Annotated in this window: 9 protein-coding genes; 4 read left to right on the forward strand and 5 right to left on the reverse strand. The window is 62.8% G+C overall.

Annotation, left to right across the window (positions count from 1 at the left end; genetic code table 11):
- The first annotated feature begins 72 nt into the window (after nt 1-72).
- Both ACSBQS_RS18795 and ACSBQS_RS18800 read left to right on the forward strand, forming a co-directional pair.
- Nucleotides 73-3,402, forward strand: coding sequence for a diguanylate cyclase (locus tag ACSBQS_RS18795; RefSeq protein WP_405052957.1), 3,330 nt, complete (start codon nt 73-75; stop codon nt 3,400-3,402).
- A gap of 194 nt (nt 3,403-3,596) precedes the next feature.
- The gene (locus ACSBQS_RS18800) at nt 3,597-3,950 is read left to right on the forward strand and encodes a DNA-binding protein (protein WP_033644048.1); all 354 of its coding nucleotides are present in this window, start codon (nt 3,597-3,599) and stop codon (nt 3,948-3,950) included.
- Nucleotides 3,951-3,956: 6 nt separating this feature from the next.
- Here ACSBQS_RS18800 and alkA read toward each other — a convergent pair whose 3' ends face one another.
- The 3 genes from alkA to ACSBQS_RS18815 all read right to left on the reverse strand — a co-directional run bounded on the left by alkA (nt 3,957) and on the right by ACSBQS_RS18815 (nt 7,606).
- Nucleotides 3,957-5,447 (reverse strand): DNA-3-methyladenine glycosylase 2, encoded by a 1,491-nt coding sequence (gene alkA / locus ACSBQS_RS18805; protein ID WP_033651540.1) that lies wholly within the window; start codon nt 5,445-5,447, stop codon nt 3,957-3,959.
- A gap of 161 nt (nt 5,448-5,608) precedes the next feature.
- Nucleotides 5,609-6,448, reverse strand: a complete 840-nt coding sequence (locus ACSBQS_RS18810) for an oxidoreductase (RefSeq protein WP_033651541.1) — start codon at nt 6,446-6,448, stop codon at nt 5,609-5,611.
- Nucleotides 6,449-6,595: 147 nt separating this feature from the next.
- On the reverse strand, nt 6,596-7,606 hold the full coding sequence (locus ACSBQS_RS18815; RefSeq protein WP_197666693.1) for an AraC family transcriptional regulator: 1,011 nt from the start codon (nt 7,604-7,606) through the stop codon (nt 6,596-6,598).
- 271 nt (nt 7,607-7,877) lie between these two features.
- On the opposite strand from ACSBQS_RS18815, the gene yegD reads away from it, so the two are divergent.
- On the forward strand, nt 7,878-9,230 hold the full coding sequence (gene yegD / locus ACSBQS_RS18820; RefSeq protein WP_197750032.1) for a molecular chaperone: 1,353 nt from the start codon (nt 7,878-7,880) through the stop codon (nt 9,228-9,230).
- 51 nt (nt 9,231-9,281) lie between these two features.
- Nucleotides 9,282-9,848 (forward strand): GNAT family N-acetyltransferase, encoded by a 567-nt coding sequence (locus ACSBQS_RS18825; RefSeq protein WP_197750031.1) that lies wholly within the window; start codon nt 9,282-9,284, stop codon nt 9,846-9,848.
- Here the strand turns inward: ACSBQS_RS18825 and ACSBQS_RS18830 are convergent.
- Together ACSBQS_RS18830 and ACSBQS_RS18835 are read right to left on the reverse strand one after the other, a co-directional pair.
- Nucleotides 9,845-10,462 (reverse strand): pyridoxamine 5'-phosphate oxidase family protein, encoded by a 618-nt coding sequence (locus tag ACSBQS_RS18830; protein WP_033651545.1) that lies wholly within the window; start codon nt 10,460-10,462, stop codon nt 9,845-9,847. The genes ACSBQS_RS18825 and ACSBQS_RS18830 overlap by 4 nt on opposite strands.
- Before the next feature lie 61 nt (nt 10,463-10,523).
- Complete coding sequence (locus ACSBQS_RS18835; protein ID WP_197750030.1) at nt 10,524-11,477, reverse strand: aldo/keto reductase; 954 nt, start codon at nt 11,475-11,477, stop codon at nt 10,524-10,526.
- Nucleotides 11,478-11,541: the final 64 nt, after the last annotated feature.

Raw genomic sequence — 11,541 nt, forward strand, 5'->3', positions numbered from 1 at the left:
TTTCAATAAGTCATCTTGATTCATCCACGTCATGAATCCAATCACAGGCAGAGGTCATCGGTAAGGATGTCTATGGATATCAGCGCGCCGAACGCGTTCGGCACACACAAAGGCGTTATGCTGACACATTCTCTGTTCGTGGCGCTGGCGACATTTTTGCTCGCCTTGCTGAGCCTGTCGTTATCCAGTGAGGCTCATCACTTCACGCCGCTGTGGTTCCCGACCGCCGCCGCGATCGCCGTGCTGTATCGCCATCCCCCGCGTCATTGGGGTTTACCGCTGCTGGCCAGCGGCACAGGCATCGTGCTCGCCAGCTTCCTGCTGTTCGGCCTCAGCGCCATTCCCGTCAAGCTGGCCGCCATCAACCTGCTGGAAGCGGCAGTGTGCGCTCTTCTGCTGCGCCGCACGCTGCCGGCGATCGATCCGCTGAGCGATCTGGGCTGTTGGCTGCGCTTCGTGGTCTGCGCGGTGATATTTACCCCATTGTTCAGCGCGCTGCTGGCCGCCGGACTGACCCCCACGCCGGACCAAACGTTTTGGCAATCGTTCGGCACCTGGTTCATCTCTGAGGCGATAGGGGTGCTGTCGCTGGCGCCGCTCGGGCTCACCTATCACCGCCGCCTGTTGGCCGGGCTGAATCCGTATCCGCTGCTATTGACCCTGATGGGCTCGCTGGCCTTCAGCTATCTGGCGCTGACACATCTGCCCTTCCCCTTTACCTTCGTCATCCTGCCGCTGCTGTGGGCGGCTATCGCGCTGTCGCGCTTCGAAACCTTCACCGTCTGTTTCTGCACTCTCTTGCTGATCACCGTCCTGCTGTCGCTGGGCCTGCTGCGCCTTCAGTCTTCCCAGCACACTTTCCTGGGCGAACTCGGCCTCTATCTGCCGATGTTGCTGATCCTGATCCCGGCGCACGCCATGGCGATGGTGATGCACACCTTCCGGGTGGAAAAGCAACATATCGTCGAGAGCGAAAGCCGCTTTCGCAGCGCGCTGGAGTATTCCGCCATCGGCATGGCGCTGGTGTCGCCGGAGGGCAAATGGCTGCAGGTTAACCAGGCGCTGTGCAAGCTGCTCGGCTATCCGCCCGAAAGACTTTATCGCCTGACCTTTCAAGAGATCACCCACCCGGACGATCTGAACGCCGACCTGACCCAACTGCACGAACTGCTCGACGGCCATATCAGCAGCTACACCATGGAGAAACGCTATATCCGCAGCGACGGCCAGACGGTCTGGGCGCTGCTGGCGGTCTCGCTGGTGCGCGACGGCGAAGGCCGGCCGTTGTACTTCATCTCTCAGGTGGAGGACATCAGCGACCTTAAGCGCAGCGAGGCGGAGAACAACCGGTTGGTGGAGCGCATCACGCTGGCCAACCAGGTGGGCGGCGTCGGCATCTGGGAATGGGTGATGAGCCAGGAAAACTTCACCTGGGATCAGCGCATGTTCGAACTCTACGATCTCACCCCCGACCAAACGCCGACGCTGGCGTTGTGGCGCACCCTGCTGGTGCCGGAAGATCGCGAGCGCACCGATCGCGAGCTGGCCGAGATCCTGGCGCAGCCGCGGCCATTCATCATGGAGTTTCGCATCACTACGCGCAGCGGCAAAGTGCGCCATATCCGCGGCCAGGGCAACGTGATCCTCGACGATCGGGGCCGGCCGCTGCGCCTGATCGGCACCAATATCGACATGACCGAGCTCAAGAGCCTCGCCGAGGCGCTGCACGAAGAGAAAGAGCGCCTGCACATCACCCTCGACGCCATCGGCGAAGGGGTGATCTCCACCGACAGCCACCTGCGCATCACCTTTATGAATCCGGTGGCGGAACAGATGTGCGGCTGGCCGCTCGAATTGGCGATCGGTATGCCCGTCGCCGGCGTGGTGCGCCTGACCAACGGCAAAGACGGCCCGGAAATCGAAAACCTCACGCAATACCCACGGCAATGGCCGGCGGATTATGCGCTGGTGCTGCACAGCCGCGACGGGCGTTATTTCGACGTACAGCAGTCGGTCTCACCGCTGAAAACCCTCGACGGGGAAACCATGGGTGCGGTGATGGTGCTGCAGGACGTCACCGCCTCGCGCGAACTGATGAAAAAACTCAGCTACAGCGCCTCGCACGATGCGCTGACCGGATTGCCGAACCGCACCCGCTTCGAGAAACAGCTGAAAGCGGCGATCGTCGCCGGCGGGGAACCGTCGTCGCCGCATTCGCTGGTGTTCCTCGATCTGGATCGGTTCAAGGCGGTGAACGACACCGCCGGCCATGCGGCGGGCGATGCCCTGCTACGGGACATCGCCCAGTTGATGCGGCATCAGCTGCGCCATAGCGATTGCCTGGCCCGGCTGGGCGGCGACGAGTTCGGTCTGATCCTGTACGACTGCCGGCTGGAACAGGCCAAATCGCTGGTGCAGCAAGTGGTTAATCAAATCAGCCAGCACCCGTTCTACTGGGAAGGGAAGATTTACCGCGTCGGCGCCAGCGCCGGCATCACGCGCATCAGCGCCGACGCCAAAAGCAGCGAACTGCTGGCGCAGGCCGATATCGCCTGCTACACCGCCAAGCACCAGGGGCGCAGCCAGGTTTATCTGTACGAAACGCGGCAGAAACAGCTGCTGGAGCGGCAACACGAGGTGCTGAGCCTGCAGGAAGTGCAGACGATCATCAGCGAGGGGCAACTGCGGCTGCTGACTCACGCGGTCGCGCCGCCGGCGACGCCGCTGTCGGCCGCGTTTCACCAGGTGAAGCTGCAGGTGATGGCGCCGGACGACCGCCCGCTGTCGCACGAGGCGTTCATCGCCGCCGCGCAGCTGTACGGCCTGATGCCGGACATCGACCGCTGGACGGCGGCGCAACTGCTGGTGAAATATGCCGACGACATCAAACGCAAAGGGCTGTCGCTCGCGCTGCCGCTGGCCATCGACAGCCTGCTGAGCGCCGACTTCCAGCGCTACCTGACGGAAACGGTGCGCGCTTCCTCGCTGCCGCCGCAGGCGCTGCTGTTCAGCGTCGATGAGGCCGCAATACTGGAGCACGCCGCGCAGTGTCGGGCATTTCTCCGCGAACTGCAGCAGCAGGGCTGCCGGCTGATCGTCAACGGCTTCGGGCATAACATCAATGCGTTCGATGAGCTCAGCGACCAGAGGATCGACATCATTCGCATCGATGAACGCTTTATCACCAACGTGCACTGCAACCAGATGGACGAGCTGATGGTCTCGATGCTCAACGGCGCGGCGCATCGCATTAAAGCGCAGACCTTCGCCGGACCGGCTCACCAGCCGGTGACGCTGCAGGCGCTGCGCGACATTGGCGTCGATCTGGCGGACGGCGACCAGGTGGCGCTGGAGCAGCCGCTGGCGGTGTTGCTCAGCGACGGCTATTTCGGCATCCGTTAACCCTCTCCCCCTCTCAGGCGCCGTCTCCCGGGCGGCGCCTCGCATCTCGTTGGTTACATGATATTAACCAAGACAAGATTAGTGATATAAATAACACCTGAAGCTTAAACGATTAAGTAAGATGAAATCCCCATGCGAACATCGACGTATCCGTTGATTTTCCTCGACAGGTGATGGCTCAGAGACAAGGGACTATGGAAAAGAAATGGTTTTCCGCCAGGGAACTGATGGGTAAGGCGGGGTTGCCCTCAACCCCGCAAGGGGTCAATTTGATGGCCCGGCGCGAAGGCTGGGTCAGTCGCCGCCGCAGCGGCGTACAGGGCAAAGCGCTGGAATACCATATCGACAGCCTGCCGTTCGGCGCGCGCAGCCTGTCGGCGTTGCGCGAAACCGACCATCCGGATTACGACGTCAAACGTCAGGATCCGGTACGGGTCTGGATCGAGTATTACTATCACCTCACGCCGGCCGAACGGGAAAAGCTGCTGGCGTTCCTGATGCGTGAAGGCATGAGCCGCCTGCTGCAGCTGATCGAGTCTCCCCGCTAGCCGCGTTCAACTCTCCGCTTCCGGCGCCCAGCCGCCGTTGTGCCATAGATGCAGCGTGGCGTAAGAGCGCCACGGGCGCCAGCGCTCGGCGTAGCGTTCAATCTGGCGCGGCGTCATGCCGGGGAAACGCTGTTTGATCAGGTAGTCGCCGGCCAGGAACACGTCCGGCCACGACCAGGCGCGCATCGCGATATAGCTGGCGGTCCAGTTGCCGATGCCCGGCAGCGCGGTCAGCGCCTTGATGCCCTGTTCGATATCCAGCACGTTGTCGAGCTGCAGCCGCCCTTCCCCCAGCGCGCGGGCGATCTCGATCAGCGCCGCCGCGCGCTTCACTTGCACCCCGAGCGGGCGCAGTTCTTCAGGCTGCAGCTGCGCCACCCGTTCTGCCGTGGGGAAAACGTGGGTGATGCCCTCATGCGGCGTCGCCAGCGCTTCGCCCCAGCGTTCAGCCATCCGCCCGGCGAAGGTCGCCGCCATTTTCACGCTGACCAACTGCCCCAGCACCGCACGCGCCGCCTGCTCGAAACTGTTCACGCAGCCCGGCAGGCGCAGCCCCGGCGCATCGGCCGCCAGCGAGCCCAGCGCCGCATTGATGCGATCCGGCGCGGCGTCCAGATCAAACAGCAGGCGCACCCGGCGCAACACCTCCGTCGTCACCAGACTGAGCGTCGGCGCAATCTCGACCCGAACCCGATTGCGCGCCTCTTCCGGCTGCACGCTGAGCCAGCCGCGGTGTTCCGTGCCGCCCTGGCTGACGGCGATCGAGCGCAGGTAGCGGCGCCCCTCGACCCGCTCCACGCCCTGCACGGCGCGCGCCTGCAAGAAATTCAGCATGCGCGCCCAGTCATAGGGCGGCCGATAGCCCAGGTGAAACACCAACCCGCTGGCGGCGGCCCGTTCACCGCGCGCGCCGCCGCTGCGCAGCGCCGACGGGATCAGGCGGTAACGCGCCTTGAACAGCTCGTTGAAACGCCGCAGGCTGCCGAAACCGGCGGCGAACGCCACCTCGCTGAGCGGCAGATCGGTGTCCGCCAGCAAGCGCTTGGCCTGCAGCAACCGGTGCGACTGCGCGTAATCGATCGGCGAGGCGCCAAACTGTTCGGCGAAGATGCGCCGCAGATGGCGATCGGAAATGCCCAGCCGCGCCGCCAGCGCTTCGCAGCTGTGTTCGGACAGATACCCCTGCTCGATGAGCTGCACCGCCACCTGGGCATAGCGGTTGCCCAGGTCGATCAGCGCCAGGCCGGGCGCCAGTTCCGGTCGGCATTTGAGGCAGGGGCGAAACCCCGCCAGTTCAGCCGCCGCCGCGCTCGGATAAAAGGTGCAGTTTTCCAGCTTCGGCGTGCGGGCGCTGCACACCGGGCGACAATAGATGCCGGTGGAAGAGACGCCGACGAAAAAACGGCCGTCGAATTTGCGGTCACGCGCGCGCAGCGCGTCGTACAACGCTTGCTGTTGAGTATTCATGGCAACGCTCGGGTTCGGTTTTTTCTGCATTATGGGACTCGGCTAGCGCGCTGACGTGCGGAATTCGGACATTAAGTTACGCACCTTCCCACCGTCCAGATTAGCGATTGTCTTTAATGATTATGCGTCTGAACAGCGTTCAGACGCACCATTTTCACCGCCACCGACATAAAGCCCCGCTGCCCGACGACTTATTGCCCCTGGCGCGGTACCCCCAATGCCCGGCGCATCAGCCCATCGAAGGCGCGATCGGACAACAAGCGCCGCAGAAAAATCAGCGGTTTCGCGCCAAACCCCACGGCATAGCGCGTTTTCGGACGATGGGCGGCGACGGCTTTGGCGATCGTATCGGCAATCACGCTCGGCGGCGATTGCCGTTTCTTGCTGGCGTCGCTGACCATGGCGTGGGCGACAGCGTGAGCCTGAGCGGCGTACTCGCTCTGGCCGGAAACGCCGATCAGTTTTTCCGCGGCGATATCCGCCCATTCACTCTGGATGCCGCCGGGTTCGATCACCACGACGTCGATGCCGAAAGGTTGCACCTCCATGCGCAAACAGTCGCTGATGGCCTCCAAGGCGAATTTGGTGCCGTGATACCATCCGCCCAGCGGCGTATGTATTTTCCCGCCCATCGACGTAATATTGATGACGGTGCCGGAGCGCTGCGCTCGCATGTGCGGCAAAATCAGCTGCGTCAGCCGAACCGCACCGAACACATTCACATCAAATTGAGCGCGAGCCTCATCCGCAGAAACGTCTTCAATAGCGCCATAGGAGCCGTAACCGGCGTTATTGACCAACACATCGATACGCCCCGTTTCGGCGATGATGGTCTTTACCGCCTGCGCCATGGAAGCATCGTCGGTGACGTCCAACGGCAAAACGCGAATGCCGGCGGCAGCCAGAGCCTGCATGCGTTCAACCCGGCGGGCGGCCGCATAAACGGTATGCCCGCGCTGCTTTAACGTGACGGCGGTGGCTTCGCCAATACCGGACGAGGCGCCGGTCACCAGGATCACTTTGGACTTCATACTGACTGCTCCTTATTAGGATGATTGCGTTGGCGACTGCCTGCGCAGTCTGTATGTTGTCCACTTTAAGCGACGGGCCCTGCCGCAACCATGTCGAACCGCGCCAATCAACTCGCAGAATGCGCCAACGTGAACAGCGCCTCTCGGCTAATTCAGCCGCATCGCCTGGCGAGCCGCTTCCGGCGTTTGCCCTGTCCATTCGTGAAAGGCGCGGAAGAAAGAGTTCGGCTCTTCAAAACCGAGCAAAAAGGCAATCTCTCCGCTGGTAAGGGTCGAATGCTTAAGATAGTGGCGCGCCAATTTTTCCCGGGTGCCGTTGCTCAGCGAACGAAAACTCTCGCCCTCATCTTCCAGACGCCGCTGCAGCGTCCGGCGGCTCATGCCCAATCTTGCCGCCACCGCGTCGATGCCGGCGGTATTGCTGGGAATCAACTCCAGCAGCACCGCACAAACGCGCTCTCCGGTGGTTGCCGTGGCGTCCAGTTCACTGAGGCGACGACGCAGCTCGGGTTCGAAAACGCGCCACATGCCCTCATTCACAGTCAAAAAGGGACGCAAGGCATCTGCGGAGGAGAAAGTAATGCCCGGCCCTGCCCCAGGCGTTACCGCGCAGCCGAAGAAGGCTGCCAAGGGGCGTGAAAGGGCTGCAGGCGGCAGTTCAGGCAAGGTGATACGGCGCGCTTTTACCTGTTCGCGCGTGGCAAGCTGCGCCAGCCGAACATAAAATGCCAGCTCAGCCACCAGCAAAGACGCCGGTACTGCCTCCTCCGCCAACAGCCAGCGGGGTAAAATCGTCATTTCGCCTTCAGGGCCGATGGCGAGCTCCAGGCTCATCGGCGCCGTAAGTTGCTTGTATTTCGCTAACCGCTGGACAGCTTGCGCCAGATTGGCGCTGCACAGGGCGGCGAATATCGGAGGGTCAAACGATTCCGTTGACATCAGCGCAACGATTTTCAACGGAAACAACGGGTCGCCCGTTCCTTCCTCCATCGCGCGCCAGAAGCGGAAATATTCTTCCGTAGTGATCCCTTCAGCGGTGCGTGACAACAGATCTTCAGGCAATGCAGCCCGGCGTAAAACATCTGTCGGCTGGAGCCCCAGATCTTTCAGCAGGGTTCGCCAGCCGATATTCATGAGAAAGGTCGAGTTGCGCGTCATGAAATCCTCATCACAGAGTCATAGGGAAAGGCATTCCCCGCTCGGAATACCTGTTGAGTATAAAGAAATGGCGTGCGTCTTGATGGGCGAAGCACGCCATTTTCATAGCCGACTGTGCCATTGCTGCGGCTTGAGCGTTATCCGCACTGAGAAAGTTCGCGCACGCCGCCGCGCCCGCTAAATTTTTCGACACTCGCGCATTGGCGCATTGCCCGCCGGCCCCGTCTCGGGTAAAGTCGCCCCCCTTCATTGGCATGGGGACAAAAAAGAGATGTTTATTGGATTCGATTACGGGACAGCCAACTGTTCCGTTGCAGTGATGCGCGACCACGGCCCCGAGCTGTTGACGCTGGAAAACAACGCGCCCTATCTGCCTTCGATGCTGTGCGCGCCGACCCGCGAAGCGGTGAGCGAATGCCTGCACCGCCATTGGCAGATCCCGACCGGCAGCGAAGAAAACCAGCAACTGCTGCGCCGCGCCATCAGTTACAACCGCGAAGAAGACATTCCGGTCAACGGCGACAGCGTGCTGTTCGGCCTGCAGGCGCTGGCGCACTATATGGAAGATCCGGAAGAGGTGTATTTCGTGCGCTCGCCGAAGTCCTTCCTCGGCGCCAACGGCCTGAAACCACAGCAGATCGCGCTGTTCGAAGACCTGGTGTGCGCCATGATGTTCCACATCAAACGCCAGGCGGAAAATGTGCTGCAAACCGGCATCGATCAGGCGGTGATCGGCCGGCCGATCAACTTCCAGGGCATCGGCGGCGACGAAGCCAACCGGCAGGCGCAGGGCATTCTGCAACGCGCTGCCGAACGCGCCGGTTTCAAGGACATTGAATTCCAGTTCGAGCCGGTGGCGGCGGGGCTGGACTTCGAAGCGACGCTTAGCGAAGAGCAAACCGTGCTGGTGGTGGACATCGGCGGCGGCACCACCGACTGCTCGGTGCTGCTGATGGGGCCGCAGTGGCGCAACCGCGCCGATCGCCAGCAGAGCCTGCTGGGCCACAGCGGCTGCCGGGTCGGCGGTAACGATCTGGACATCATGCTGGCCTTCAAGCAGCTGATGCCGCTGTTCGGCCTGGGCGGCGAAACCGCCAAAGGCATCGCCCTGCCGGCGCTGCCTTACTGGAACGCGGTGGCGACCAACGACGTGCCGGCGCAAAACGATTTCTACAGCGCCGCCAACGGCCGCGTGCTGCGCGATCTGATCCTCGACGCGGCGGAGCCGGAAAAGATCAAGCGCCTGCTGAAAGTGTACCAGCAGCGCCTGAGCTACCGATTGGTGCGGGCGGCCGAAGAGAGTAAGATCGCCCTGTCCGGCCAAACGGCCATCAGCGCGCCGCTCAATTTCGTGCAGGCCGATCTGGCGGAGAACATCAGCCAGGATCAGCTCGCCGACGCCATCTCGCAGCCGTTGATGCGCATTCAGGAGCAGGTCAGCGCCGCGCTGGCCAGCAGCCAGACCGCGCCGCAGGTGATCTACCTGACCGGCGGCAGCGCGCGTTCGCCGCTGCTGCGCGCCGCGCTGCAACAACAGCTGCCGGGCATTCCGATCGTCGGCGGCAACGACTTCGGCTCGGTCACCGCCGGGCTGGCGCGCTGGGCGCAAACGCTGTTCCGTTGACAGCCCGCGGGCGCGGCTCGCCGCGCCCTTGTTCATTGGAGGCTATGCATCATGTCGACCATCCTTACCCTCGACAGCGCCAGGCTGCGGCTGCGCCCCTGGCGCGACGACGACCTGCCGGCCTTCGCCGCGCTCAACGCCGATCCGCAGGTCATGCGCTATTTCCCGGCGACGATGACGACCGAGGAAAGCCGCGCGCAGGCCGAACGCATCCGCGCCTTCCTGCAACAGCACGGCTGGGGGCTGTGGGCGGTGGAAGTGAAAAGCGGCGCGCCTTTTATCGGTTTTGTCGGGCTGGCGCGGCCGGGCGACGATCTGCCTTGCTCCCCCTGCGTGGAGATCGGCTGGCGGTTGGCGGCGGCCCACTGGGGCAACGGCTACGCCGCTGAGGCGGCGCGCGCCGCGCTGGCGTGCGCCTTCGACACGCTGCATTTGCCGGAAGTGGTGTCCTTCACCGCCGAAGATAACCAGCCGTCGCGCCGGGTGATGACGCGCATCGGTATGCGCTTCGACGGCGAAACCTTCCTGCACCCGCGTCTGCCGGCGGGCCATCCGCTGCAAAAGCACGTCCTGTACCGGCTGAATCGACAAACGTGGCGCGAACGCCACGGCGATTAATACAGCGTATCCTTCAGCCGCTGCGGCAGCGCGCTGTCGTACTCCTCACCGTCGAAGCGCGTTTGGCTCACCGCAGCCAAAATATGGCCGGGGCTGGGCAGCGCCGAACGCTCGAGGCGGCTGGCCTCTTCCCATAACCCCGAACGCAAGATCGCCCGGCTGCACTGGAAGAACACCGCCTCCACCCGAATGCGCAGCACCGAACGCGGCAGCTGGTTGCGGTGGGCGAAGCGCTGCAACACCGCCGGCGCCACCACGATCTCCGCCCGCCCGTTAATCCGCAGCGTTTCGCCGATGCCGGGGATCAGCAGCAGCAGCGCCACCCGGTTGTCGTGCAGGATATTGCGCAGGCTGTCGATGCGGTTATTGCCGCGCCGATCCGGCAACAGCAGGGTTTTCTCGTCTTCGATATGAATGAAACCGGCCGGATCGCCGCGCGGCGAGACGTCCATGCCGTCCGGCCCCACCGTCGAGAGGGCGGCGAACGGCGCCGCCTCGATAAACGGACGGTACGCCGGGTGGATGTAGCTGACTTCTTTAAAAACCGAGGGCGCGGCGGGCTTGCCGTACAGCTGTTCCAGCGCCGCGAGGTCGTTGATGATATCGCCAGACATTGCAGTTTCCTGAATGAGTCATATTGACCCCTTCAGCATAGAGCAAAATCGCCGGCGGCTCTTACTCGGCGCTGGCGTGGTTCAGCGTCTGAATGTCGTCCGCATCCAGCGTCAGACGCGTGGCGCTGACCAACTCATCCAGCTGCGACAACGAGGTGGCGCTAACGATCGGCGCGGTGATGCTCGGACGCGCGATCAGCCAGGCCAGCGAGACCTGCGCCGCAGAGACGCCGTGTTTGCCCGCCACCTGATCCAGCGCCGCCAGGATGCGGAAACCGCGCGGGTTCAGGTAGCGTTCGACGATGCGATCGCCGCGCTGACTTTTGCCCTCATCCGCTTTGCTGCGGTATTTGCCGGTCAGAAAGCCGCTGGCCAGCGCGAAGAAGTTGATCACCCCGAGGCCATGGCGCTGCGCCACCCCCTCCAGCTCGGCTTCATACCCTTCGCGCGCATACAGATTGTATTCCGGCTGCAGGGTTTCGTAGCGCGCCAATCCGTTGCTCTCGCTCACCCGCAGCGCTTCTTCCAGGCGATCCGCCTGATAGTTGGAGGCGCCGATCGCCCGCACCTTGCCGGCCTTAATCAACGTATCGAACGCCGCCAGCGTCTCTTCCAGCGGCGTATCGCGGTCATCGTCATGCGACTGATAAAGATCGATATAATCGGTTTGCAGGCGCCGCAGCGAATCTTCCACCGCCTGCTGAATATAGCGCGGCGACAGACCCTGTTTGCCTTCGCCCATCGGTTTACCCACCTTGGTGGCGATGATCATCTGGTCGCGCTTGCCGCTCTTCTTCAGCCATTCGCCGATGACGGTTTCCGATTCGCCGCCCCGGTTGCCCGGCGCCCAGCTGGAATAAACGTCGGCGGTATCGATAAAGTTGAGCTGATTGTCCACCAGCGCATCCAGCAGGCTGAACGAGATCGCTTGATCCGCCGTCCAACCGAACACATTGCCGCCAAAGGTCAACGCCGGCACCTGAATGCCTGAGCGGCCCAATTCTCTGTTGCTCATCACCTGCTCCTGTGGGAAAAGATTCGCGGGTTAATTATTAGCGCCAACCAGGATAGAACGCTAA

It is taken from the genome of Serratia sp. H402Y (assembly GCF_051172415.1).
Classification (GTDB): domain Bacteria; phylum Pseudomonadota; class Gammaproteobacteria; order Enterobacterales; family Enterobacteriaceae; genus Serratia; species Serratia ureilytica.

Bases quoted from the DNA above. Each gene is read 5' to 3' on its own strand.
- ACSBQS_RS18825 (WP_197750031.1), top strand. From the start codon at position 9,282: ATGTCGACCATCCTTACCCTCGACAGCGCCAGGCTGCGGCTGCGCCCC.
- ACSBQS_RS18835 (WP_197750030.1), bottom strand. From the start codon at position 11,477: ATGAGCAACAGAGAATTGGGCCGCTCAGGCATTCAGGTGCCGGCGTTG.
- ACSBQS_RS18810 (WP_033651541.1), bottom strand. From the start codon at position 6,448: ATGAAGTCCAAAGTGATCCTGGTGACCGGCGCCTCGTCCGGTATTGGC.
- ACSBQS_RS18815 (WP_197666693.1), bottom strand. From the start codon at position 7,606: ATGACGCGCAACTCGACCTTTCTCATGAATATCGGCTGGCGAACCCTG.
- ACSBQS_RS18795 (WP_405052957.1), top strand. From the start codon at position 73: ATGGATATCAGCGCGCCGAACGCGTTCGGCACACACAAAGGCGTTATG.
- ACSBQS_RS18830 (WP_033651545.1), bottom strand. From the start codon at position 10,462: ATGTCTGGCGATATCATCAACGACCTCGCGGCGCTGGAACAGCTGTAC.
- yegD (WP_197750032.1), top strand. From the start codon at position 7,878: ATGTTTATTGGATTCGATTACGGGACAGCCAACTGTTCCGTTGCAGTG.
- ACSBQS_RS18800 (WP_033644048.1), top strand. From the start codon at position 3,597: ATGGAAAAGAAATGGTTTTCCGCCAGGGAACTGATGGGTAAGGCGGGG.
- alkA (WP_033651540.1), bottom strand. From the start codon at position 5,447: ATGCAGAAAAAACCGAACCCGAGCGTTGCCATGAATACTCAACAGCAA.